Origin of the sequence: Candidatus Pantoea formicae (assembly GCF_011752625.1) — a bacterium.
In the GTDB taxonomy this organism is placed as follows: Bacteria; Pseudomonadota; Gammaproteobacteria; order Enterobacterales; family Enterobacteriaceae; genus Pantoea; species Pantoea formicae.
Genome location: NZ_VWXD01000010.1, coordinates 15,313 through 39,294 on the forward strand (window position 1 = coordinate 15,313; position 23,982 = coordinate 39,294).

General features: G+C 54.0%; 21 protein-coding genes. 13 read left to right on the forward strand and 8 right to left on the reverse strand.

The features are described from left to right. Window positions 1-100 precede the first annotated feature (100 nt). From F3J38_RS21995 to F3J38_RS22020, 6 genes are all read left to right on the forward strand, one after another. Window positions 101-811, forward strand: a complete 711-nt coding sequence (locus F3J38_RS21995; RefSeq protein ID WP_167142053.1) for an ABC transporter ATP-binding protein — start codon at window positions 101-103, stop codon at window positions 809-811. Next, on the forward strand, window positions 789-1,760 hold the full coding sequence (locus tag F3J38_RS22000) for an ABC transporter substrate-binding protein (RefSeq protein WP_205298371.1): 972 nt from the start codon (window positions 789-791) through the stop codon (window positions 1,758-1,760). The genes F3J38_RS21995 and F3J38_RS22000 overlap by 23 nt, the downstream gene beginning before the upstream one ends. Further along, window positions 1,761-3,413: an ABC transporter permease gene (locus tag F3J38_RS22005; protein WP_205298372.1), complete on the forward strand. Its 1,653-nt coding sequence runs from the start codon at window positions 1,761-1,763 to the stop codon at window positions 3,411-3,413. It begins immediately after the preceding gene. A 214-nt stretch (window positions 3,414-3,627) separates the two neighbouring features. Continuing rightward, window positions 3,628-4,674 carry an AI-2E family transporter gene (locus F3J38_RS22010; protein ID WP_167142059.1) on the forward strand — a complete coding sequence of 349 codons (1,047 nt, stop codon included), beginning with the start codon at window positions 3,628-3,630 and terminating at the stop codon, window positions 4,672-4,674. A gap of 306 nt (window positions 4,675-4,980) precedes the next feature. Further along, window positions 4,981-6,585: an EAL domain-containing protein gene (locus F3J38_RS22015; RefSeq protein WP_167142296.1), complete on the forward strand. Its 1,605-nt coding sequence runs from the start codon at window positions 4,981-4,983 to the stop codon at window positions 6,583-6,585. After that, on the forward strand, window positions 6,560-7,519 hold the full coding sequence (locus F3J38_RS22020; protein ID WP_167142062.1) for a D-2-hydroxyacid dehydrogenase family protein: 960 nt from the start codon (window positions 6,560-6,562) through the stop codon (window positions 7,517-7,519). Before F3J38_RS22015 ends, F3J38_RS22020 begins: the two co-directional genes overlap by 26 nt. On the opposite strand, the gene F3J38_RS22025 is transcribed toward F3J38_RS22020, so the two are convergent. After that, a complete protein-coding gene (locus tag F3J38_RS22025) occupies window positions 7,511-7,978 on the reverse strand; it encodes a hypothetical protein (RefSeq protein ID WP_167142065.1) in 468 nt (155 codons plus the stop codon). The genes F3J38_RS22020 and F3J38_RS22025 overlap by 9 nt on opposite strands. Before the next feature lie 570 nt (window positions 7,979-8,548). On the opposite strand from F3J38_RS22025, the gene proP reads away from it, so the two are divergent. The 3 genes from proP (at window position 8,549) to F3J38_RS22040 (ending at window position 12,238) form a co-directional block, all read left to right on the forward strand. Continuing rightward, window positions 8,549-10,054, forward strand: a complete 1,506-nt coding sequence (proP, locus tag F3J38_RS22030) for a glycine betaine/L-proline transporter ProP (RefSeq protein ID WP_167142068.1) — start codon at window positions 8,549-8,551, stop codon at window positions 10,052-10,054. Between the two features lie 117 nt (window positions 10,055-10,171). Beyond that, window positions 10,172-11,149, forward strand: a complete 978-nt coding sequence (gene hemB / locus F3J38_RS22035) for a porphobilinogen synthase (protein ID WP_039328399.1) — start codon at window positions 10,172-10,174, stop codon at window positions 11,147-11,149. Between the two features lie 114 nt (window positions 11,150-11,263). Further along, window positions 11,264-12,238 carry a GGDEF domain-containing protein gene (locus F3J38_RS22040; RefSeq protein ID WP_167142071.1) on the forward strand — a complete coding sequence of 325 codons (975 nt, stop codon included), beginning with the start codon at window positions 11,264-11,266 and terminating at the stop codon, window positions 12,236-12,238. A 72-nt stretch (window positions 12,239-12,310) separates the two neighbouring features. On the opposite strand, the gene F3J38_RS22045 is transcribed toward F3J38_RS22040, so the two are convergent. Next, window positions 12,311-13,354: an alpha/beta fold hydrolase gene (locus tag F3J38_RS22045; protein ID WP_167142074.1), complete on the reverse strand. Its 1,044-nt coding sequence runs from the start codon at window positions 13,352-13,354 to the stop codon at window positions 12,311-12,313. A 319-nt stretch (window positions 13,355-13,673) separates the two neighbouring features. Between F3J38_RS22045 and F3J38_RS22050 the strand changes: the two genes are divergently transcribed. Continuing rightward, the gene (locus F3J38_RS22050; protein WP_167142076.1) at window positions 13,674-14,165 is read left to right on the forward strand and encodes an AraC family transcriptional regulator; all 492 of its coding nucleotides are present in this window, start codon (window positions 13,674-13,676) and stop codon (window positions 14,163-14,165) included. A gap of 202 nt (window positions 14,166-14,367) precedes the next feature. Here F3J38_RS22050 and F3J38_RS22055 read toward each other — a convergent pair whose 3' ends face one another. Next, a complete protein-coding gene (locus tag F3J38_RS22055; RefSeq protein WP_167142079.1) occupies window positions 14,368-15,369 on the reverse strand; it encodes a GlxA family transcriptional regulator in 1,002 nt (333 codons plus the stop codon). An 89-nt stretch (window positions 15,370-15,458) separates the two neighbouring features. On the opposite strand from F3J38_RS22055, the gene F3J38_RS22060 reads away from it, so the two are divergent. After that, window positions 15,459-16,154, forward strand: a complete 696-nt coding sequence (locus F3J38_RS22060) for a cysteine hydrolase family protein (RefSeq protein ID WP_167142082.1) — start codon at window positions 15,459-15,461, stop codon at window positions 16,152-16,154. On the opposite strand, the gene F3J38_RS22065 is transcribed toward F3J38_RS22060, so the two are convergent. Together F3J38_RS22065 and F3J38_RS22070 are read right to left on the reverse strand one after the other, a co-directional pair. Beyond that, the gene (locus F3J38_RS22065) at window positions 16,155-16,439 is read right to left on the reverse strand and encodes a hypothetical protein (RefSeq protein WP_240156061.1); all 285 of its coding nucleotides are present in this window, start codon (window positions 16,437-16,439) and stop codon (window positions 16,155-16,157) included. 129 nt (window positions 16,440-16,568) lie between these two features. Beyond that, window positions 16,569-17,786, reverse strand: a complete 1,218-nt coding sequence (locus F3J38_RS22070) for a BaiN/RdsA family NAD(P)/FAD-dependent oxidoreductase (protein WP_369411034.1) — start codon at window positions 17,784-17,786, stop codon at window positions 16,569-16,571. Between the two features lie 210 nt (window positions 17,787-17,996). On the opposite strand from F3J38_RS22070, the gene pitA reads away from it, so the two are divergent. Continuing rightward, window positions 17,997-19,496 (forward strand): inorganic phosphate transporter PitA, encoded by a 1,500-nt coding sequence (gene pitA / locus F3J38_RS22075; RefSeq protein ID WP_167142090.1) that lies wholly within the window; start codon window positions 17,997-17,999, stop codon window positions 19,494-19,496. 63 nt (window positions 19,497-19,559) lie between these two features. Here the strand turns inward: pitA and uspB are convergent, their stop codons facing one another. Then, window positions 19,560-19,895 carry a universal stress protein UspB gene (uspB, locus tag F3J38_RS22080; RefSeq protein WP_167142093.1) on the reverse strand — a complete coding sequence of 112 codons (336 nt, stop codon included), beginning with the start codon at window positions 19,893-19,895 and terminating at the stop codon, window positions 19,560-19,562. A 419-nt stretch (window positions 19,896-20,314) separates the two neighbouring features. On the opposite strand from uspB, the gene uspA reads away from it, so the two are divergent. Then, window positions 20,315-20,752: a universal stress protein UspA gene (gene uspA, locus F3J38_RS22085; RefSeq protein ID WP_045814098.1), complete on the forward strand. Its 438-nt coding sequence runs from the start codon at window positions 20,315-20,317 to the stop codon at window positions 20,750-20,752. 399 nt (window positions 20,753-21,151) lie between these two features. Here uspA and rsmJ read toward each other — a convergent pair whose 3' ends face one another. Beyond that, window positions 21,152-21,901: a 16S rRNA (guanine(1516)-N(2))-methyltransferase RsmJ gene (gene rsmJ / locus F3J38_RS22090; protein WP_167142096.1), complete on the reverse strand. Its 750-nt coding sequence runs from the start codon at window positions 21,899-21,901 to the stop codon at window positions 21,152-21,154. A gap of 8 nt (window positions 21,902-21,909) precedes the next feature. After that, window positions 21,910-23,952, reverse strand: coding sequence for an oligopeptidase A (prlC, locus tag F3J38_RS22095; protein ID WP_167142099.1), 2,043 nt, complete (start codon window positions 23,950-23,952; stop codon window positions 21,910-21,912). Window positions 23,953-23,982 lie beyond the last annotated feature (30 nt).

Here is a 23,982-nt window from a genome sequence, read left to right on the forward strand (position 1 = left end):
ACAACCCGAATTATTTTGGGTATTAAGGAAAATTTATGATGCTCCTGATTTGCTGTCAGGCGCGCGTGCCACAGTGCCACTCCTTCACAGGAGGTGGCCAATGACGCATGCCGTGCCTATCGAACTGAAAAATCTCAGATGGTCAGTGAATAACCTGACGATTCTGCACGATCTCTCCCTGACCATTCCCGCAGGCGAAATCCTTGCGTTGCTCGGCCCGAGCGGCTGTGGCAAAAGCACGCTGCTGAAACTGCTGGCGGGCTTGCTGCAACCCACGGCTGGCGAGTTGTGGATTGGCGATCGCTGCGCTGCCTCTGCACGTCATTGCGATGCGCCGGAAATGCGCAACCTCGGCATGGTGTTCCAGGATTACGCCCTGTGGCCGCACATGACCGTGGCGCAGAACGTGGCGTTTCCACTGCGCATGCGTGGCATGAAAAAAGCCGATGCCCGTGAACAGGCCGATGCCGCGCTAGCGCAGGTTGGCCTTGCTGATTTTGGTGATCGCAAACCTGCACTGTTATCCGGCGGACAGCAGCAGCGTGTTGCCCTTGCCCGTGCGCTGGTCGCCAAACCCGCGATTTTGTTGTTCGACGAACCGCTCTCCAACCTTGACCGCGATCTGCGCGAAACCCTGGTGCACACCATGGCCGATCTGCTGCGCAGCGCGGGCATCACCGCTGTTTATGTCACGCATGACCGCGAGGAAGCCAACACGCTCGCCGACCGCATTATTCACCTGGCACAGGGCCAGATTGTTTCCGTTACTCACCTCTCAGGGGACCGCAATGCCATCTCTCAAGTCAGTTAAAACAGGAGCCATCAGCGCGATGATTTTGACTTCCGCCATAATGATGAACGATGCCCAGGCGCTGACGGTGTATACCGCCGGTCCGGGCTCGCTATCGAAAAGTCTTGCCACCGGATTTGAAAAACAAACCGGTATTAAAGTGAATATCTTCCAGGCCACCACCGGCAAAGTGATGGCGCGTCTGGAGGCGGAACAGGCCAATCCACAAGCCGATGTGTTGATCTCCGCCTCATGGGATACCGCAGAAGATTTACAACATCGTGGCTGGCTGCTGCCGTATGAAAGCGCCAACGCAGCGAAAGTACCGGATCAATTCAAAACAGCGGACTATGTTGCACAGGGCATTTCCGCACTCGGCATTGTGTGGAACACCAAAAGCGGTACGCCGGAACCCAAAACCTGGCAGGATCTGACCGCGCCCGCGTTTAAAGACAAAGTGACGACACCCGATCCAGCATTGTCGGGCGCTTCACTCGACCTGTTAATTGGCCTGCAAAACAGTGAAGGCGAAAAAGCCTGGCAGCTGTTTGACCAGCTGAAAGCCAACGGTATGGTGATGAGCGGCCCGAATGCCCAAGCGGTCACCCCGGTCCTGCAGGGGGCTAAAGCCGCCGTGTTTGGTGCGGTGGATTACGTCACCTATAACAACATTGCCCAGGGCGAGAGCGTGAAAGTGATCTTCCCGGAGAACGGCACGGTCGTCGCACCGCGTCCGATGATGATTCTGAAGAGCAGCCAGCATGCCGATGATGCGAAGAAATTCGTCGATTACGTGCTGTCGGATGAAGGCCAAGAGCAGGTTGCTAAGGCGTGGTTAATGCCCGCACGTACCGATATCAAAGCGCAGCGCCCGTTGTTCACCGAGATCAAACTGCTGCCCGCAAATAGCGATGGCAGCAGCGAGCGCTCGGCGGTGCTGAAGCGCTTTGGCGCCCTGTTCGGACAGTAAATGATGTCGCGTGCCCTGAATGGATTGATTCTGCTGGCGCTGATGCTGCTGGTAGCACTTCCGCTGCTGTTTATTGTGCTGCAGGCACTGTTTCCGCAGCTTGGTGAGGGGAACTGGAGTGGCGCTTTCAGTGCCTTACCGGCGCTGTTTGAAGATCCACAACTGGTACCCATGTGGCTGGGCACGCTCAAAATCGGCGGCGGTGTGGCGCTGTGTAGCTTGCTGCTGGGCTTACCGCTCGGCGCACTGCGCGGCCTGTTTCGCTTACCCTGTGCGGCGATGTGGGACCTGCTGTTCCTGATCCCCTTCCTGACACCGCCCTATATCGTGGCGCTCTCATGGACGCTGGCGCTACAACGCAACGGCTATCTCCAACAACTCACGGGGATCAACTTCGACAGCCTGCTGTTCAGCAGTACCGGCATGACGCTGGTGATGACGCTGAATATTTTCCCGGTGGTCTATTTTGCGGTATCGCGATCGCTGATGGCTAGCGGACAGCGCCTTGCCTGGGTTGCCCGGGTACATGGTGCCTCAGCATGGCGTGCCTTTGCCCAGGTGACCCTACCGCTCACGCTACCCGCGTTGGCGGGAGGGGTATTATTGGCTTTTACGCTGGCTATCGAAGAGTACGGCGTGCCGGCCGCGCTGGGCACTCAGGCACATTTAACCTTGATGACCGTCGGTATCGAAACCAAACTGGCAGACTGGCCCATTGATTTACCGGGTGCAGCCTCGCTCTCCTTGATGTTAAGCCTGGTCGCACTGACGGCCTGGTTCCTGCAACGTAAACTGACCGGCAGTAGCGACGTCACAGCGGTCAATGGCAAACCCGTGGTGCAGGAGTTAGCCCATGCTGGCCGCTGGTTACCTCTGATGTTGCTCCCTTTCGTACTCACAGTGCTGATGGCAGTGATTCTGCCACTGGGCTCCATGACGCTAAGCGGACTGCTCAATACCCTCTCCGGCGGCCTGCATCTGGATAACCTGACGTTGCGCCATTTCGGCGCACTATTCAGTCAACAGGGTGATGCGCTGGCGGCCTTCTCTACCAGCATAGGGCTGGCGCTTGGGGCGGCATTGTTAACGGGCCTGCTAGGATTTCTGATTGCCTGGCGCGTGTCAGAGGGCAAAACCCGTTTGCTGGCGGTGATGGATGGATTGGCGTTGCTGCCAGCAGCGATGCCAGGTGTGGTGGTGGGTGTCGGTTTAATTCTGCTGTGGAATCGCGGCTTCTGGCCGGTCTCCCCGTATAACACTATGTTTATCCTGCTGCTTTCCTATAGCTGCCTGCTGCTTCCCTGGCCGGTACGCTATGTCAGTAGCGCATTGCGCCAGCTGGCTCCTACCCTCGAACCCGCCGCACGCGTCCATGGCGCTTCACGCTTGCAGGCTCTGCGCTTGATCGTGCTGCCCCTGGTCGCCCCCAGCCTAATGGCGGCGATGATGATGGTGTTTGCTGTGGCCTCGCGCGAATTAGTGACCTCACTGCTGCTGGCACCCGCAGGCACGCAGACGGTGGCGATCTTTATCTGGCGTCAATTCGAGCAAGGTTCGGTGGGACAAGGGATGGCGATGGCCACCATCACACTCTTCGCCAGCCTGACCTTGATGCTGGGTGCCACGGTGCTGATGCAACGCCAGGGAAAATAACGCCCCCGGTCGCCATAAATGGCGCCCCTACATTTATCCCCCCGTAGGGTGCGCATTCATTCGCACCTGGCATCAAACCGCTCGTGATTCGATAACGCATTCATGCGCACCTGACCGATGAGCGCACACTGACGCCTCGCTTATTCCTAAATAAACAATCACTTATTCCCATTCAACTACACTCTTCTGAGCCATTAATAACTCAGGAGAGGGAATGAACAATCTGCCACAGGAAAAAATTGGCCAGAATATGCTGGTCAAAATGGCGATGCTGGTGATTATTCTGGCGGGCATCCGCGCTGCGTCAGAGATTTTAGTGCCCTTCCTGCTTGCCAGCTTTTTGGCGATTGTGCTGAATCCGCTGGTCACACTGCTGATGCGTCGTGGCGTGCCGCGTGGTTTGGCGATCACCGCGGTGATCAGCGTGATATTCATTGTCATCCTATTGCTGGTTGGCGTAATGGCGAGTTCGGCCAGTGACTTCAGTGATACCTATCCGCAAATTCGTAGCATGCTAGAACAAAAACTCAGCGTTGTTCAGCATTTTGCCGCCCGCTTTCATATCAATATTTCCACCGAAGCGCTGGCAGCGCGGCTCGATCCCAATGTGATGATGGATATGGCAACCACCTTGCTGAAGCAATTCTCCGGCGCCATGACCAATGTGCTGCTGCTGATCCTCACCGTGGTGTTTATGCTATTTGAAGTGCGCCATTTGCCCTACAAAATGCGCAATGCGATGGTCAATCCACAAATACGGATTGCGGGGTTACACAGGGCATTCAAAGGCGTGACCCACTACCTGGCACTGAAAACCTTGGTCAGTCTTATCACCGGTCTGGCAGTCTGGCTGGTACTGGCGTTAATTGGCGTGAAATTTGCGCTTTTCTGGGGTGTGGTCGCCTTTATCCTCAACTTTGTCCCTAACATCGGACCGATTATTGCGGGTATCCCACCCTTTATTCAGGCGCTGGTGTTAAACGGCACTTACGAGGCGCTGTTCGTCGTTGCGCTGTTTAGCGTCATTCATATGGTATTGGGCAATATGCTGGAGCCAAAGCTGATGGGGCGCGGGCTGGGGCTATCCACGCTGGTGGTGTTTCTGTCGCTAATATTCTGGGGCTGGCTGCTGGGGCCGATTGGCATGCTGCTGTCCGTTCCTCTCACCAGCGTGACCAAGATTTTGATGGAAACCACGCCGGGCGGCAGTCGCTTAGCCACCTTGCTCGGTACTGGGCGACCAGGATCGCGGCCGCGTTAAAAGTAGCCTCTTCTTCCTGCAATGGCGCGCTGCCGCAGCAAGGCAGCCTCCAGCATTTCCCTGCCCATTTTCACGCCTCATTTCAGGTCAAAATGCTTGCCTAACATCGTGGCACAGCGCTTTTCCCGCCCGAAAATGCCAATAACGGCAAATCATTGTCAATAAACGCAAAGCGGGGTCGATAATTGACCTGTGTCAGTTCGGTGGAAAATCAAAACGCTAACATGCACGACCCCTGGAAGTGGTATGCTGCTGACGCCGCAGGCCGCCCACCATCTGCTGCTTAAACCGACCGAGGAAAGTCAGGTGCCACCGCAAAAACGAAATCGCGATTTTGGCTGGCTGTTAATTGTCTGTGCCGGGTTATTACCGCTGGTACTGGGCATCCTTTGTACGGCAATTGAAGCGCGCCACACGGTGAGCCAGCAGCAAATTTCCACCGCCAACACCCTGCTGACGCAGGCAGAAAAGATGAGTGATAACGCCTGGGATATGATCACCCAGTTGCGTCAGTACCACTATCAACCTTGTTCACAAATTGAAAACCAGTTGCAACGCGCTGGCGCCCTCAATGCCTACTTTCGCTCGATTGGCACCCTGCGCGGTGACAACATCGAGTGCTCCTCTGCATACGGTTTGAACCACGGCCCGCTGGCCGAAATGATGATGCAACCGCCTCCCGTCACCGGCAAAGCCTGGTGGAGTATTTCTGTGCGTGGCACGTCTGGTGTGCCCAATCGCCCTGCCGTTGTGTTTGTGCGACAACTCCCTGACAGCACCGGTTTTTGGGCGGTGATCGATGGCCAGTACTTGATGGACTTTATGCACGCGATTGGCGAGTCACGCGGTTACCAGATGAGCCTGCAATTTAGCGGTGGTGCGTTGATTAGCAGCGGGCCGACCGACGTAGAGCCTGAACTTTACCTGAAGAGCGAATCGTACCAGGCGGAATCGAGCCGTTATCCGATTACCGTCAATGTCACCGTGCCCGCTGCCGAATTGCTCAAAGCCTGGCGCCAGGCGCTGTTTATCTTCCTGCCCATGGCAGCCATCTTCTCGATTTTGCTGATGGTGCTCACCGCGAACTGGCTGCGCCGCCGCATTTCCTGGGCAGACGAGATCCGCCGCGCCATGCGCAATCGCCAGTTCTCCGTGCACTATCAGCCGGTCTACAGCACCGCCCTGCAACGTGCCAGTGGGGCTGAAGCCCTACTACGCTGGCAGTTACCCAACGGTGAAATGATTCGTCCCGATATTTTCATCAGCCATGCGGAATCCGAAGGCATGATTGTGCCGTTAACGCAGCATCTGCTGGAGCTGATGGCAGAGGATATTCAGAGCTGGCAGGTTGAACCTGGTTTCCATATTGGGTTGAATGTGGCGGCAGACCATTTGCAACATGCCGATTTCGTGCAGGATATTCAGCGCTTTGCCCGTCGCATCAAAGACAAGCAGATGGTCGTTACGCTGGAACTCACCGAACGCAGTCTGATTGATGATGGTGAACTGGTGGCGCGCAAACTGCGTTACCTGCAATCACACGGCATGAAAGTGGCGATTGATGACTTCGGCACAGGCCACTGTTCACTCTCTTACTTGCTGACCTTCCCGCTGGATTATCTGAAAATCGACCGTGGATTCATAAATGCGATTGAAGGGCTAGAGGTGGAGACACCGGTGCTGGATGCCATTATCAACTTGTGCCATAAGCTGGAACTGGCCGTCCTCGGTGAAGGTGTTGAGACTTCGCTACAATTTGCCTATCTGAAACAACGTGGCGTGGTGTTTATTCAGGGCTATTATTATGCCCGTCCGATGGATAATGACCGGCTCCGTGCCTGGCTCAATGAGCAAGGGCGCCAGCCGCTTCTCGTTGAGGAACACCATGAGTCTGAATTGCGTCATTCTTGATGATTACCAGAACGTTGCCTTATCGCTAGCCGACTGGGCAACGCTTGAACCCACTGTTCATACCACCGCACTTACCCAACATTATGACGATCAGGATGAACTGGTCCGTCACATCGCGCATGCTGATATTCTGGTGGTGATGCGGGAACGCACGCCATTAACCGCTGAATTGATTGGGCGATTGCCAAATCTGAAGCTGGTCGTGACCTCAGGAATGCGCAATGCGTCGATTGATCTTCACGCCTGCGCCGAGCGCTACATTGCCGTATGCGGCACCGCCAGCAGTAGCGCGGCCCCGATGGAACTGAGCTGGGGGCTACTGATTGGCCTCGCCCGCCATATCGGGGTAGAGAATCAGTCACTACGCAGTAACGGGCCTTGGCAGCAGACGTTGGGGCTCGGTTTGCACGGCAAAACGCTCGGTTTACTCGGATTGGGAAAAATCGGTGGCGAGATGGCAAAAGTGGCACAGGCGTTTGGGATGCGCGTGTGTGCATGGAGCCAGAATCTGACGGAAGCTCGTGCAGCCGAATGTGGCGCAGAGCGTATGTCATCGCTCGCGGCACTGATGGCTGAGAGTGACTTTGTCTCCGTACATCTGGTGCTCAGCGAGCGCTCGCGCCATCTGATCGATACACAGGCACTCGCGCAGATGAAACCGGGTGCTCTGCTGATTAACACCTCACGCGCCGCGATTGTCGATCAGCAAGCCATGATTGCCGCACTGCAATCAGGTCAGCTTGCGGGGGCAGGTTTGGATGTGTTTGAACATGAGCCGTTGGCGGCTGACCATCCGCTGCGTCTGCTGCCCAACGTGCTGGCGACGCCGCATCTTGGCTATGTAGCGGATAGCAACTATCACACTTACTTTACGCAAGCGGTGGAAGACATTCAGGGATGGGTGACGGGCGCGCCATTGCGGTCATTACTCTGAGCGACGGCGTTTTTCGGCAATACGCAGCGCCACCTCAAGACTGTCTTCGGCCATATTGGCGGGCTGACGTTGTGCATTGAGTCGTTGGTTAATACGTTCCAGCGTCGGCGTTAATTGCCCAACCAGCTGTTGATACTCTTCAAGCTGCGTGATGGGTTGATTACGCGCAATGCTGGTTTGCGTCAGGCTTTGCAGCTGACGAAAACTCTCTGCTGCCTGGCTGGTCAGTAACCCTGCTTGCCGCCAGGTTTTCAGGCGCTTCAGCAGTTCATCAGGCTGCTGAGCCAGTAATGCCAACTGCGCATCAGCGCGTTCACCACAGTCAATCCACCCCACCGGAACCACAGGAACAGGAGCAGTTCGCCGAACAGCAGGCGCATAATTGATAAGATTCCTTTCTACACTGTCGATCTGCGACAGCCAGGGATTCTCAAACAATTGGGCGTTTTTTCTCGACATGAACACTCCACCTGAGCCAGGCGGCAGAGTATTACTGAATGATGACAAGCTGGCAAGCAAAGCTTGCCGTCTCGCTTATTGATAAGGTTTTCTTATTTATTTGCGCAACAATCAACTGTGGTGATAAAGCCGTGATAGGTCAGCAGATTTGATGGTTTGATCGCCAACCCCTGGTTGATACCTCTGATAGTCAACGCATTTGTCCCTAAGTCACAAAGCAAAAATATTTTTTCACCGCCTGCGTCCACTCCTCCGCTTTAAGTGCGCAAACCCACGAATTATGCGGCCTTCCGCGTGATGAGCATGATTTTATTTGCTGCATTTTAAGCAGAGAAAAACCACAGTTTCAGCCAAAAAATGACCGGTTACTGGCTGAAACATGACAAATATCACACAAAAACGGTATACTCTGTCGCTGTACATAATAATTACCCCCCTAATTATTACTTTGGCAGGCCAGGGAAAAACGCTTTTTCACGGCTATGCTTTAATTTTCTCAACGCCGCGGACTTTCCGCTTGATCTAGTCCGCAGCGTTGAGGACTTTTGAATTCAAATACAGGGTAACCTCATGAAAATACGTAGGAAGCGTGTAAAACCTATCGGGCTGGATGACGTCACGATTATCGATGACGCCCGTTTACGTAAAGCCATTACCGCCGCCTCTCTGGGTAACGCGATGGAATGGTTTGATTTTGGTGTGTATGGCTTTGTCGCCTATGCGTTGGGTAAAGTGTTCTTCCCGGATGCTTCGCCAAGCGTGCAGATGATTGCCGCGTTGGGTACCTTCTCCGTACCCTTCCTGATTCGTCCGTTAGGTGGTCTGTTCTTTGGCATGCTCGGTGACAAATACGGGCGTCAAAAAATCCTTTCCATCACCATTGTCATCATGTCGATCAGTACCTTCTGTATCGGCCTGATCCCCTCCTATGCCACCATTGGCATCTGGGCACCGATTCTGCTTCTGCTGGCGAAAATGGCGCAGGGCTTCTCGGTGGGCGGTGAATATACCGGCGCATCCATCTTCGTTGCGGAATACTCGCCAGACCGTAAACGTGGCTTTATGGGCAGCTGGCTCGACTTCGGCTCGATTGCCGGCTTCGTGCTGGGTGCGGGCGTGGTGGTACTGATTTCCACCGTCATTGGTGAAGCGAAATTCCTTGAGTGGGGCTGGCGTCTGCCGTTCTTCCTCGCACTGCCGTTAGGCATCATCGGCCTTTATCTGCGTCATGCTCTGGAAGAGACCCCCGCTTTCCAGCAGCACGTTGATAAGCTTGAGCAAGGCGATCGTGAAGGTCTACGTGACGGTCCTAAAGTGTCATTTAAAGAGATCGCGACCAAGCACTGGAAAAGCCTGCTGGCCTGTATCGGTCTGGTGATCGCCACCAACGTGACCTACTACATGCTGCTGACCTACATGCCGAGTTACCTGTCGCATAACCTGCACTACTCGGAAGATCACGGCGTGCTGATTATTATCGCCATCATGATGGGTATGCTGTTTGTGCAGCCGGTGATGGGCATGCTGAGTGACCGCTTTGGTCGTCGTCCGTTTATCATCATCGGTAGTATCGCGCTGTTTGCCTGCTCGATTCCGGCGTTTATGTTGATTAACAGCGGCGTGCTGGGCCTGATTTTTGCTGGCCTGCTGTTGCTGGCCGTGATCCTCAATGCCTTCACCGGCGTGATGGCTTCATCGCTGCCAGCTATGTTCCCGACGCACATTCGTTACAGTGCCTTAGCTAGCGCCTTTAATATCTCGGTATTGATTGCGGGTCTGACGCCAACCTTCGCTGCGTGGCTGGTTGAGTCCACTAACAATCTGTATATGCCAGCCTACTACCTGATGGTGGTGGCAGTGATTGGTTTGATTACCGGTATCTACATGAAAGAGACCGCTAACAAGCCGCTGCGCGGGGCAACACCAGCCGCTTCAGACATTGAAGAAGCGCGCGAAATCCTGCAGGAACATCACGACAATATTGAGCAGAAAATCGAAGATATTGATGAAGAGATCGCCAAGCTAGAAGCGAAACGTAAAAACCTGGTGCAGCAGCACCCGGACATCAACGAGTAATGCTCCCCACTCCCGCCACCCGGCGGGAGTTTTCATTTCCGCACACAATCCTTCATCCCGCACGGCGAAAAGGAGTAAACTGTCGCCACTTTTTTCACCAGCATAAGTTGTATGAGCATGTCTGAATTCAATCTCACCCAGCGTCCAAGAAGACTGCGTAAAAGCGCCTCGATGCGTGAAATGTTCCAGGAATCCCACCTCCGCCTGAGCGATTTGGCTCTCCCCATCTTCGTTGAAGAAGGTGTGGATGACTACGTTCCTATCAATGCCATGCCGGGTGTGATGCGTATTCCAGAAAAACGTCTGGCGTATGAAATCGAGCGTATTGCTAAAGCCGGTATTCGTTCAGTGATGACTTTCGGTATTTCCCATCACACCGATGCCACCGGCAGCGATGCCTGGAATGAAAACGGCCTGGTGGCACGTATGTCGCGTATCTGCAAAGACACCGTACCGGAAATGATCGTGATGTCCGACACCTGCTTCTGCGAATACACCAGCCACGGCCACTGTGGTGTGCTGTGCGATCATGGCGTGGATAATGACCAGACGCTGATTAACCTCGGCAAACAGGCTGTTGTCGCCGCGCAAGCGGGTGCGGATTTTATCGCGCCATCAGCTGCAATGGATGGTCAGGTGAAAGCGATTCGTCAGGCATTGGATGCGGCCGGATTTACCGATACGGCAATCATGTCTTACTCCACTAAGTTTGCCTCTTCGTTTTACGGCCCGTTCCGTGAAGCCGCAGGAACGGCGTTAAAAGGCGACCGTAAAACTTATCAGATGAATCCGATGAACCGTCGTGAAGCGATTCGTGAGTCACTGATTGATGAAGCCGAAGGGGCCGATTCACTGATGGTGAAACCGGCGGGTGCTTACCTCGATATCCTGCGTGATATCCGCGAGCGCACTACTCTGCCGCTGGCTGCGTACCAGGTGAGTGGTGAGTACGCGATGATTAAATTTGCCGCACAGGCCGGTGCTATCGACGAACGAAATGTGGTTCTGGAAAGCCTCGGCGCGATCAAACGTGCCGGTGCAGACCTGATTTTCAGCTATTTTGCCCTTGATCTCGCCGAGCAAAAAGTGCTCTGATATTCGTTACGCTTAGCAGTGAACATCGCAATCGCTGCTAAGCGCTTTATGCCTTTCTGGCACCAAAACACCAGTGTTGTCGTACCCGAATAATTCAAAAGAAAGAGTAACGCGATGAAAGCACCTGCACTGCCTGCGGACGAGTCACATCGTCTGGCCCAGTTACGTGCGCTCAACATTCTGCACACCCCTGCAGAAGAGCGTTTTGACCGTTTAACCCGCCTTGCCCGTCGTCTATTTGGCGTGCCGGTGGCGCTCGTCAGCCTGCTGGAAGAGGACCATCAGTGGTTCAAATCTATCGCTGGTCAAAGTGGCGCGACCGCCCCGCGCAACACCTCGTTCTGTGGCCATGCCATCTTGCAAGATGATGTGATGGTGGTGGAGAACGCCCTCGAAGATGAGCGCTTCCACGATAATCCACTCGTGAATACCGCCGACCATCCCGTGCGCTTCTACGCCGGTTGCCCGCTGCGTACACCCGCTGGCGCTAAAGTCGGTACGCTGTGTATCGTCGATCATCACGCACGTGAATTTAATGCTGATGATATGCATACGCTGCGCGATTTGGCGGCCATGGCAGAAGCCGAGCTGGTGGCATTCCAGACCGCGACCTCGGATGAACTGACACAAATCACCAATCGTCGCGGCTTTATGACGCTTGGCCAACTCGCGTTGAATGAGTGTCAGGTGAAGCAACTGCCTGCCAGTTTGACCTTCCTCGATCTCGACAAGTTTAAAGTCATCAACGATACGTTGGGGCATCGCGAGGGGGATCGCGCCCTGATGGACTTTGCTGATGCGATGAAGGTGAGCTTCCGTCATGCCGATATCTTTGCCCGTTTGGGCGGTGACGAGTTCGTGGTGCTGTTTAACGGCCTGCAACAGGGCGATGCCGAGGGTGTCCTGGCGCGCTTTGACCGCTTCCTGCAACAGCAAACCAACGACCTTGATCGTCGCTATGCGCTGCACTTCTCTTCCGGCATTGTGGAGTTCGATCCCGATCACCCGCAATCGCTGGAACAGCTGCTGGAAGGCAGTGATGCGCGCATGTATGAAGCCAAGAACGGCAAGAAACAGCAGGCACGCTAATTTTGTGGGCGCGCTAAGCACGCCCCCTTAAATCTCGTGCATATCCCTACTGGTGTGATGCTCCCCGACCCATTAGCGAGAAGTTGCTGATGAGAGGGGACGCGCCAGATCGCTCATCAACATCTGGTTAAATTTCTTCGGTTCTTCCATCTGCGGCGCGTGCCCTAAGCCTGGGAATTCAATCAGTCGTGCCCCCGGAATCATTTTAGCGACCTGCTTGCCCAGGACGTTGTAATGGCCGAGCTGCGCCTTGATGGCAGGCGGAGCGATATCACTGCCAATCGCGGTGGTGTCAGCCGTGCCAATCATCAAGGTCGTCGGGACCTTCAGATCTTTAAACTCGTAATAGACCGGTTGGGTGAAAATCATGTCGTAAATCAGCGCCGAGTTCCATGCCACCTTCTTGTGGCCCGGTCCGCTGTTCAGCCCCGCCAGCATATCCACCCATTTGTCATACTCCGGCTTCCACTGACCGCTGTAGTAAGTAGTTTGCTCATACTTTTTAATGCCAGCCGCACTGAGCTTCAGTTCACGCTGATACCACTGATCCACCGAGCGCCACGGTGCGCCTTTGGCTTTCCAATCCTCCAGCCCAATCGGATTCACCAGTACCAGTTTCTGCGTCTGTTGTGGATACATCAGTGCATAACGCGTAGCCAGCATACCGCCGGTGGAGTGACCCACAATCACGGCCTTATCAATACCCAACTGCTGCAATAGCTGATGCGTATTCAAGGCCAGTTGCTGGAAGCTGTATTGGTAATTGGCCGGTTTGCTCGAGCTGCAAAATCCAATCTGATCCGGCGCAATCACGCGGTAACCCTTTTGGCTGAGTGCGGTAATCGTGTCATCCCATGTCGCACCACAGAAATTCTTGCCATGCAATAACACCACGGTTTGACCATTGGCCTGCTGGGTAGGTTTGACATCCATGTAGCCCATGCTTAGCGGCTGTTGCTGAGAGGAAAAATTAAAGTGCTGCAAGGGATGAGGATACTGAAAACCTTCCAACTGCTCACCGTAGACGTTGGCCGCCAGCGCGGGGGCAGCCTGGAGTAGCGCCATTGATGCCAAAATAACAGCAAGTGACTGTTTTACAGGGAAACGAAACGCCATGCGAACTCTCCTGAGCCTGAGAAAAACCATCAGTTTGGCATGGTAGTCGCTGTGGCGTATTGATGCGCTGTGCCAGTCGCCGTTCGATTTCACACTGTTAAGCCAGGCAAAGGGATGGGGAATTTGAGTTAAAAATAAAGTGCGGTATTAGTCGGAATATTCAACATCAGTACAACATAAAAGGGTTATTTTTCACGATAAGCAAGACCGTTCTTGATGACAAATAATAAAAACGTTGTTTCCTTATAAAACTTTACGTTAATCGGATGATTGGAAAGATTAATTATTTTACACTGTATCCAGTTAATGGAGGACCACAATGATGCAGCAAAAATACAACGAAGGGGTTATTGATTCGGTGACAAAATGGATTTTGGAAAACCTGGATCAGCGTTTAAGCATTGATGATATCGCCATAAAATCGGGTTATTCAAAATGGTATTTACAGAAATTATTCGCCCGCTATCACAATGAGACGCTGGCTCGTTATATACGTAAAAAGAAACTGGTGAGCTGTGTCAGCGAGTTGAAATACAGCAACGCGCCGATTATCAGCCTGGCCGTAAAATACCATTTTGAAAGCCAGCAATCGTTCACTCGCTCCTTCAAGCAGGTCATGGGATGCACGCCGCTCTTTTGCCGTAAGCGTCAGCTGAGCGCAGAAACACAGCAGGTATTCCAGCTGAGTGACGACCCTTGCTCAATTTGCCGAAAGCAGGGATTTAATCGCACCGAACATGAAAAAGAAGTTCGTGCGCCTGTGACACACCGCGGAAAATTCCCCGCGCGTATTGAATGTGAAATGCGTTAATAAAGTAGGGGATTATTTTTCGCACATTTATTACTAAGATAATTAATTCAATCCATGCAACGTGCATATAAACACATTACAAACGGGTGATACGCCACCCGTTTGTAACAGGAATCATTCCCATGCAGAAAAATATCACTACCCACACGCTAATTTTTAAACTCAACGCCTGAGCAATATTGTTTTATTTAACACACAGATATCAGATGCGACCACGAAATGTTTTTCGGTATTGTAATGGTGAGGTATTCAGATGTTTTTTAAAATGTCTTCGTAACATCAAGGGTGAAGAGAACCCGGCCTTTTCGGCAATTAATTCTATGGGTTGATCGGTTTTCTCTAAAAAGCGCTGCGCCAGTGCCAAACGCTGATTCACCAACCAATCACTGAAACAACTGCCCGTGGTCTGATTAAAACGGCGCGTGAAGCTACGGCGACTCATCAACGCTTTTTCCGCCAGTTGCTCCAACGTCAGCGCCTTTTGCAGATTTTCTGTTGCCCAACTCAATGCCGACATAAAACGGTCATTGCCTGCTGAGTGATACACCGGCTGTTCAATATATTGCGCCTGTCCACCCTGCCGATGCGGCGGAACCACCAGCATACGTGCCACGCTGTTCGCTACGTCCACGCCACACTGCTCACGCACCAGATGCAGGCAGCAATCGATACTTGCCGCCGTACCCGCTGAAGTCACAATCTGCCCTTCATCGATATAGAGCACGTCACGGTCAATCGCCACATCAGGGTAACGTCGCTCGAAATCACTCATCCAGCGCCAATGCGTGGTCGCTCGCTGCTGTTGCAGCAAACCAGCGGCCCCCAGCACAAACGCACCGAGACATAAGCCTACAATCTGCGCACCGCGCTGTGCAGCTTGCTGCAATGCTCGCACCAGAGCCTCTGGTGGTGCAATTGTCGGATCGCTCCAACTGGGCACCACCACCATATCCGCTTCGGCGAGTTTGGCCAGGCCATGCTCGGCAACAATCGAAAAACCGCTGTTAGTTTTCAGCGGCCCGTCATGTGTCGCGCAGATCAGCAATTGGTAGAACGCGCTGCCATCTTCGCGTTCCGCCTTCTCAAACACCGCACAAGGCACAGAAAGGTGAAACGGAATGATGTCGTCAAACACGACGATTCCGACCTTAATTGGCGCATCCGCGCGCGCAATCTTTGGCGCAAAGTGAACGTTATTTGTCATGCAGGGTACTCCTTCACTCTGGGTGGAATCGCCATACTGCTTGGCATCGGAAGTCACCCTGACTTCTTAATCACCAAGGATTATTAGCCATGAGAAACATTTTTGCTTCAGGAACCTTAGCATTGGCAATGGCGATTTCAGGTGCTGCCGTTGCTGACGATCGTAAAATTGATAACGCGCCAACCATTCGCACAATGAGCGGTGCAACCGCCACCACGCAGCTTAGCGCCAAACAGACCGCCGTGATCGTTATCGATATCCAAAACGAGTATTTCCCCGGCGGGAAAATGCCGATCCCGGATGGCTTGAAAGCGCTGCAAAACAGCAAGCGTATCCTTGAGTTCGCCCACAAAAACGGCATGCCGGTGTTCTTCGCGCAGCATCTTGGTGCCGCAGACGGTCCGCTGTTTGCCAAAGGCAGTCGCTTTGCTGAGTTCCACAAGGATTTGCAACCGGGCAAAAATGACCGGGTGATCAGCAAAGCCACCCCCAGCTCGTTCGTTGGCACCGACCTGCAACAGCAGTTGGATGCGCTGGGCATTAAGCAGCTGATCGTGACCGGCCTGATGACACACATGTGTGTCTCATCAACCGCACGTGATGCCGTGCCGCTCGGTTACTCCGTGATCATACCTGAAGATGCCACCGCAACGCGTGACTTGGCAACCTGGGACAATAAGGTCGTCGACCACAAGATACTGCAACAAAACGCATTGGCAGCCGTGGCCGATGTCTTCGCTGAGATCAAAACCACCGACGCGGTATTAGCGCTGCCGGTGCACTGATCACTGTACCGCTTTGCCCGGGAGCAATTTCTCTGACATGGCCTGGCGACAGGAGAGGCTCTCCTGTCGTGCCTTTTGCTGCTGCTCTGGCGACAAATCCTGCCACACTGTTTGCAGATGAGCGGCAAGACCCGACTGGAAATGAATTTTCTGCAATGCGTAATCTGAGTTACTGCCTTCAATAATTTGTTGCATAGCCTGCGGCGAATTGTCGCGCCCGTCGTGCGTCAAGGTGCAGAACATGGCGATGTAATAACCTTTGTCTTCGTCGCTATAGTGCGGCATCAGCCACCAGACGATGGCGCTTATCACAATGAGAAGGGGCAGAAGGAACTTGATTTTTAACATGTTGAAATTGGCCAACTAAGAAAGAGATATCGCGATTTTCGGCCCCCCTGAAGGCGGCCCATGGATTTACAGCGCCTGCGCGCACGCCCAGGCTGAACTCCACGCCCACTGGAAATTGTATCCCCCCAGCCAACCGGTGACATCCACCACTTCACCAATGAAATAGAGACCCGGTACGTCACGGGCTTCCATGGTTTTGGAGGAAAGTTGCGTGGTATCAACACCGCCCATCGTCACTTCGGCGGTACGATAACCTTCGGTGCCATTCGGCTGCACGCGCCACTGATGCAATGTGGTGACCAACTCGGCCTGCTGCTTGCTGTTGAGCTGCTTCAGGGTGACATCCGGGATCTGCTTCAACTCCTGGAGCACTTCGACCAGGCGCTTCGGCAAAATTTTCGCCAGACTGTTCTTCAAACTCAGGTTGGGATGCGCGTCGCGCTGCACGTTGATGAAATCATCCAGCGAGGTTTCAGGAGACAGGTTAATCGTGACGAATTCACCCGGCTGCCAGTAGCTGGAGATTTGCAAAACTGCTGGGCCAGACAAGCCGCGATGGGTAAAAAGCATTGCCTCTTTAAATAATGTGCCGTCTTGCGCGGTAATCGTCGTCGGCAGTGCCACACCTGACAGCGTGTTCAGTTGCTCAAGGAGTGGCTTGTGTAACGTGAAAGGCACCAGCGCGGCGCGCGTCGGGAAGACTTTCAAACCAAACTGCTCGGCCACTTTATAGCCAAACGGCGTTGCTCCAAGACCTGGCATCGACAATCCACCGCTGGCGATCACCAGCTTCTCTGCCTGCACCTCTGAGCCATTGAGTTGCAGCGTATAGCCATTTTCATCACGCGTCACGCTGAGCACTTCACTGCGCAGCCGCACCGTCACCTGTCCGGCTTCACACTCTTTCAAGAGCAGATCGACAATCTGCTGCGCCGAGTCATCGCAGAACAGTTGGCCAAGCGTTTTCTCGTGATAGGCAATCTTGTGACGATTCACCAGATCGATGAAATCCCACTGGGTATATCGCGCCAGTGCCGATTTGCTGAAGTGTGGGTTGTGCGAGAGGTAAGCCGCCGGTTCGGTGTACATATTGGTGAAATTGCAGCGGCCGCCGCCTGACATCAGAATCTTGCGTCCGGCTTTTTTGCCGTTATCCAACAGCAGCACACGGCGACCCAACTGCCCCGCCTGCGCTGCGCAGAACATGCCGGCTGCGCCCGCACCTATAATGATAACGTCAAACTTGTCCACAGCTCTTAACCCACCTGATTGAAAGGCGCTGATTGTAGAGATTTGCAGCAATTCGCGCCAGCGTCAAAAAAAAGCAGTAAATATGTCATATTGTAACTTGCTTATTTTTCAGTCTTTTTGTCTTCTGAAGCCGCTCAAATGACAAATTTAAGACAAAAAAGGACTATATTTTCCTTTCACATCATGCGGGTTGTCGCAGATAATGCGCCGCGTTCATGTCCTCCAAAAAATGGCGTAACGTTTATGCTACATCTGTTCGCTGGTCTTGACCTCAGTACCGGCCTGTTTTTGGTTATAGCTCTGCTGTTTGTATTGTTCTATGAGGCAATCAACGGTTTCCATGACACTGCTAACGCAGTCGCTACAGTCATTTATACCCGTGCGATGCGGGCGCAATTGGCGGTTGTGATGGCGGGTGTTTTCAACTTCTTAGGCGTTTTGCTGGGCGGTTTAAGCGTGGCTTATGCCATCGTGCATATGCTGCCAACCGATTTACTGCTGAATGTGGGTTCTGCGCACGGCCTTGCCATGGTGTTCTCCATGCTGCTGGCGGCAATCATATGGAACCTTGGCACCTGGTATTTGGGTTTGCCGGCATCCAGCTCTCACACCCTGATTGGCGCCATTATCGGCATTGGTCTCACCAATGCGCTGATGACTGGCACCTCGGTGGTTGATGCGCTCAACCTGCCGAAAGTGGTCAATATTTTCCTTTCTCTGATTCTGTCGCCAATCGTGGGTCTGGTGATTGCCGGTGCGCTGATCTTTATCCTGCGCCGTTACTGGAGCAACACGCCTAAGCGCGCGCGTATCCATATGACGCCCGCTGACCGTGAAAAGATCGATGGCAAGAAGAAGCCGCCGTTCTGGACGCGTACCGCGCTGATTGTTTCTGCGATTGGCGTGAGCTACTCCCACGGCGCTAACGATGGTCAGAAGGGTATTGGCCTGATTATGCTCGTGCTGATCGGTGTCGCCCCTGCTGGTTTCGTGGTCAACATGAATGCCTCCGGTTATGACATCACCCGGACGCGCGATGCCGTGAATCATCTGGAACAGTATTACCAGCAACACAGCGATTCGCTCACGCATATCATCCAGATGGCACCACCTGTTGTGCCTGCACCGGAAGAAGCGGTGGGCGGTCCTCACGAGTTCCATTGCGACAGCAGCCGTGCGCTGCAAGCCATTGACCGTGCTCAGGTGCTGCTAACTAATCTGAATAGCTATGACCAACTGACGGTTGATCAACGCAGCCAGATGCGTCGCCTGCTGATGTGCGTCTCGGACACCGCCGATAAAGCCGCGAAACTGCCAGAGACCTCTCCGGACGATAAGCGCTTCCTCAACAAGCTGAAAGGCGATCTGCTTGGCACCGTTGAGTACGCTCCCATCTGGATCATCATGGCCGTGGCACTAGCACTGGGCATCGGTACCATGATTGGCTGGCGTCGCGTTGCGACCACCATTGGTGAGAAGATCGGTAAGAAAGGCATGACCTATGCGCAAGGCATGTCAGCGCAGGTCACTGCGGCCGTGTCGATTGGTATCGCCAGTTACACCGGGATGCCGGTTTCGACTACACATATCCTGTCGTCATCGGTTGCCGGTACCATGCTGGTCGATGGCGGTGGATTGCAGAGCCGTACCATCAAAAACATTGCCATGGCTTGGGTGTTCACCCTGCCGGTGTGTATTGTGCTGTCTGGGTCGCTCTACTGGATCGCGCTGAAAATTATCTAAGCCGTCATCGGTAAACAAGAGGGCGACTGTTCAACACAGGTCGCCCTTTTTTATTGCTGCTGATTAATGCCAGATCGCCAAGCCAACCAGGCTTACCACCACCATAAAACAGAGTCCGCTGGTCAAAACAAACTGCCTGCGCACGCGTTCGCAGCGGCGAATGAATTCGTCGTCGTGATGATCGCGATAGCGCTTGTCCCAAATATAACGTACCAGCCGCACCTGCTTGCTCGGCTGACCATGAGACGTGAAGAATCCCGCCCCATCCACATATTGATACAGCAGCGGATCACATCCGCGCAGCACAGCCAATAGCGAGCGCAAAGAAGAGAAATAGCGCGCCATATTCACCAGACAAACCACACACAGAGCCCAAAAAAGCGCGATAGTGCTGATCATGTTCCCCTCCCAGCTGGAGCCGCAATGACGTCGAATGCAGCGGGGAAATGCTGTAGACGCCCCACGGGAAATTAACCAGCCACAGATGAATCGAATTGCATTGTTGTTATGCGAACCCGAGCGCGTCACCCAGACGGCAGTGGCACTCATTTTCAGTGTAGGAGATCTGTTCAATTTTTTTCCAGCGATGTTTTCGTTCACCGCGAGTGAATATCGCGATAGCGCTTGATCTTCCTCACAAGCGAGCCGCAGATTGCAGCATTTGTTAACAACTCTGGCTATACTCAAAGCATAACAACATACGCCTGATGGCATAAATTATGGCTGGCGGCGCTTCATCGCCATTGTGCGCAAAGGACAACGCCTGCCGTGAAGGCAAACAACGGGTTGCCCCCAGAATCTTGAGAAGGAGTTTTATCATGGCCTATAAACATATCCTGATTGCCGTAGACCTCTCCCCGGAAAGCCAGTTGCTGGTTGATAAAGCCGTTTCACTGGCCCGCCCTTACGATGCAAAAATCTCGTTAATCCACGTTGATGTGAACTATTCAGACCTCTACACCGGGCTGATTGACGTTAACCTCGGTGATATGCAGAAGCGTATTTCTGAAGAAACGCATACTGCGCTGAAAGAGCTTTCAACCAATGCCGGTTATCCGATCAGTGAAACCCTGAGCGGCAGCGGCGACCTCGGCCAGGTGCTGGTGGATGCGATTAAGAAATATGAAGTGGATTTAGTGGTCTGTGGCCACCATCAGGATTTCTGGAGCAAGTTGATGTCATCCGCGCGCCAGCTGATCAATACCGTGCATATCGATATGCTGATTGTGCCGCTGCGTGACGAAGAAGACGAATAAAAACAGGGTCAGTAATGGCCTAATGCCTGGCAGTTAAGGTCCTGTTCTAATGAGGCCGCCATTTTCTAAAAATGGCGGCCTTTTCTTATGCGCGTTTTGGTGCGGGCCACAGCGCCCTTTCCAACAGCGTAAACAGATGCTAGCAAGCAGGCTGGTGCCGCTCTGGGGCTGGCATTTCGCAGCGCTGAACGGAATAAGGAAGCCAGGAGAGCCAGCATGGATGCTGGCGAAAGGTGCAGCCGGGACAGGGAAAGTCCCGTCTGCGCCGGTCCGTCAGGCTGACGAGTGAAGTGAAGGTACCGCGTCAGCGGCGCGAGGACCGCCAGCCCCAGAGCGGCACCAGACTGCGTTATCACCTAATGCTTAACTGACAAGCATTACCAGTAATGGCCCTGTTTTTTAAACCAACGGCGGATAAATATCAAAGCGATGGCTTTTGGTGACCACCGCCGATTGGGTTGCCACTCCCGCTAACGGCGGCGCATAATCCGGGCGCTTCACCACGATGCGTTTCTTCGCCAGACGGCGAGCGGGTTCCAGCAACGCATCGGCATCCTCATCAGCCCCGACCAGCGACTGAAACACTCGCATCTCCTTCTTCACCATCGCGCTCTTTTGACGATGGGGATACATCGGGTCGAGGTACACCACATCCGGTGCAGGCGTGATATCACTTAACGCCTGTTGGCTCACCACATGCAGCAGCGTCAGGCGCTCGCGCAGCCAGCCACCGATCTCCGCATCTTCATAGCCACGACGTAAGCCATCATCCAGTAATGCTGCGACCACAGGATGACGCTCCAGCATGCGCACGCGACAGCCCAGTGCGGCTAGTACAAACGCATCACGACCTAGACCTGCCGTCGCATCCACGACATCCGGCAGATAACCGCCTTTGATGCCCACCGCTTTCGCAACGGCTTCACCGCGACCGCCGCCAAACTTACGGCGATGCGCCATCGCACCCGTGACAAAATCCACGAAGATACCGCCTAGTTTAGGCTCATCCAGCTTACGCAGCTCAAGGCGATCCGGCGTCAGTACCAGCGCCATCAGCGCCTGATCGTCATGCTCCAGACCCCAGCGCTGCGCCAGATGTAATAAGGCGCCGTCTCCGGCGCCTGATTCATCGATTAAACCGATATTCACAAGCAGGCTTATCCCTGAATTCCGTAGTGTTCCAGCATCGCATCTAGCTGCGGTTCACGGCCACGGAAGCGTTTGAACAGCTCCATGGGCTCTTCAGAACCACCGCGCGTCAGGATGTTATCGAGGAACGACTGGCCGGTTTCACGGTTGAAGATACCCTCTTCTTCAAAGCGGGAGTATGCATCTGCTGCCAGCACGTCAGCCCACAGATAGCTGTAGTAGCCCGCTGCATAACCGCCGGCGAAGACGTGGCTGAACGCATGCGGGAAGCGGCCCCATTCCGGGCTTGGCACCACGGCAACCTGCTTTTTCACTTCACGCAGGGTTTCGAGGATCTGCGCGCCTTTTTCCGGATTGAATTCGGTGTGCATGCGGAAATCGAACAGGCCGAACTCCAGTTGACGCAGGATAAACAGCGCCGCCTGATAGTTCTTCGCCGCCAGCATCTTATCCAACAGATCTTTCGGCAGCGGTTCGCCGGTTTCATAGTGACCAGAGATAAACGCCAGCGCGTCCGGCTCCCAGCACCAGTTTTCCATAAACTGGCTTGGCAGTTCGACCGCATCCCATGGCACACCGCTGATGCCCGACACGCCCGGTGCTTCGATGCGCGTCAACATATGGTGCAGGCCATGACCAAACTCATGGAACAGCGTGGTGACTTCATCATGGGTGAACAGCGCGGGTTTGCCCTGCACTGGACGGTTGAAGTTACAGGTGAGGTACGCGACCGGCTTCTGCAGGCTGCCATCGGCTTTACGCATCTGACCGACGCAGTCATCCATCCACGCCCCGCCACGCTTGTGCTCACGCGCATACAGGTCAAGGTAGAAACTGCCGCGCAGCTCGCCGCTTTCATCGAACAGGTCGAAGAAGCGCACGTCTGGGTGGTAAACATCGACGTCTTTACGCTCTTTGGCAGTAATGCCATAAATGCGTTTCACCACTTCAAACAGGCCACTCACCGCACGCTCTTCCGGGAAGTACGGACGCAGTTGCTCATCGCTGATGGTGTACAGATGCTGTTTCTGCTTCTCGCCGTAGTAGGTGAGATCCCAGGGATTCATCTCATCAACGCCAAACTCTTTTTTGGCGAAGGCGCGCAGCTGCGCCAGCTCTTTTTCACCTTGCGGGCGTGCACGTTTGGCAAGACCGGTCAGGAAGTCGATAACCTGAGCCGGATTTTCCGCCATTTTGGTCGCCAGTGATTTGTGCGCGAAGGAGTCAAAGCCCAGCAGCTGTGCCAGTTCGTGACGCAATGCCAGCTCTTCAGCCATGATCGGGCCATTATCCCATTTACCGGCGTTTGGACCCTGCTCAGAAGCACGCGTTGAATAGGCGCGGTACATCTCTTCACGCAGCGCCGCGTTGTCGCAGTAGGTCATCACCGGCAGGTAGCTTGGAATATCCAGCGTCAGCAACCAGCCTTCTTGCTCTTTGGCTTCCGCCTGCGCTTTTGCCGCCGCCAGCGCGCTTTCCGGCATACCCGCCAGATCCGCTTCGTCGGTGATCAGCTTGCTCCAACCCATGGTGGCATCGAGCACGTTGTTGCTGTAAGTCGAACCCAGTTCAGACAGACGCGCCGCGATTTCGCCATAGCGTTTCTGCTTCTCTTTATCGAGGCCGATACCGGAGAGTTCGAAATCACGCAGTGCGTTATCCACCGCTTTCTTCTGGGCGATATCCAGCGCCGCATAGCTGTCGCCCTGCTTCAGATTGCGGTAAGCCTGATACAAGCCTTCATGTTGGCCTACCCAAGTGCTGTATTCGGACAGCAGCGGCAACGTCTGCTCATAGGCTTCACGCAGTTCCGGGCTGTTCTTCACCGAGTTGAGATGGCTCACCGGCGAGAAAATACGGCTCAGACGGTCATCCACTTCGGCCAGTGGCTGCACTAAATTGTCCCAAGTGTAAGGTGCACCCTGTGCCACAACGCGTTCAACTTCAGCGCGGCAGTTGTTCAACGCTTCAGTCACAGCGGGAACCACGTGCTCAGGTTTAATCGCGGAAAACGGCGGTAGCGTGTAAGGGGTGAGTAACGGATTGGTCATAAGCGCAGTCCTTTCTTCATAGAGTTCGGG

Bases quoted from the DNA above. Each gene is read 5' to 3' on its own strand.
- proP (WP_167142068.1), top strand. From the start codon at position 8,549: ATGAAAATACGTAGGAAGCGTGTAAAACCTATCGGGCTGGATGACGTC.
- uspB (WP_167142093.1), bottom strand. From the start codon at position 19,895: ATGATCAGCACTATCGCGCTTTTTTGGGCTCTGTGTGTGGTTTGTCTG.
- F3J38_RS22055 (WP_167142079.1), bottom strand. From the start codon at position 15,369: ATGACAAATAACGTTCACTTTGCGCCAAAGATTGCGCGCGCGGATGCG.
- F3J38_RS22025 (WP_167142065.1), bottom strand. From the start codon at position 7,978: ATGTCGAGAAAAAACGCCCAATTGTTTGAGAATCCCTGGCTGTCGCAG.
- F3J38_RS21995 (WP_167142053.1), top strand. From the start codon at position 101: ATGACGCATGCCGTGCCTATCGAACTGAAAAATCTCAGATGGTCAGTG.
- F3J38_RS22010 (WP_167142059.1), top strand. From the start codon at position 3,628: ATGAACAATCTGCCACAGGAAAAAATTGGCCAGAATATGCTGGTCAAA.
- F3J38_RS22050 (WP_167142076.1), top strand. From the start codon at position 13,674: ATGATGCAGCAAAAATACAACGAAGGGGTTATTGATTCGGTGACAAAA.
- F3J38_RS22040 (WP_167142071.1), top strand. From the start codon at position 11,264: ATGAAAGCACCTGCACTGCCTGCGGACGAGTCACATCGTCTGGCCCAG.
- uspA (WP_045814098.1), top strand. From the start codon at position 20,315: ATGGCCTATAAACATATCCTGATTGCCGTAGACCTCTCCCCGGAAAGC.
- F3J38_RS22020 (WP_167142062.1), top strand. From the start codon at position 6,560: ATGAGTCTGAATTGCGTCATTCTTGATGATTACCAGAACGTTGCCTTA.
- F3J38_RS22005 (WP_205298372.1), top strand. From the start codon at position 1,761: ATGATGTCGCGTGCCCTGAATGGATTGATTCTGCTGGCGCTGATGCTG.
- F3J38_RS22000 (WP_205298371.1), top strand. From the start codon at position 789: ATGCCATCTCTCAAGTCAGTTAAAACAGGAGCCATCAGCGCGATGATT.
- F3J38_RS22045 (WP_167142074.1), bottom strand. From the start codon at position 13,354: ATGGCGTTTCGTTTCCCTGTAAAACAGTCACTTGCTGTTATTTTGGCA.
- pitA (WP_167142090.1), top strand. From the start codon at position 17,997: ATGCTACATCTGTTCGCTGGTCTTGACCTCAGTACCGGCCTGTTTTTG.
- hemB (WP_039328399.1), top strand. From the start codon at position 10,172: ATGTCTGAATTCAATCTCACCCAGCGTCCAAGAAGACTGCGTAAAAGC.
- F3J38_RS22065 (WP_240156061.1), bottom strand. From the start codon at position 16,439: ATGCCGCACTATAGCGACGAAGACAAAGGTTATTACATCGCCATGTTC.
- F3J38_RS22060 (WP_167142082.1), top strand. From the start codon at position 15,459: ATGAGAAACATTTTTGCTTCAGGAACCTTAGCATTGGCAATGGCGATT.
- prlC (WP_167142099.1), bottom strand. From the start codon at position 23,952: ATGACCAATCCGTTACTCACCCCTTACACGCTACCGCCGTTTTCCGCG.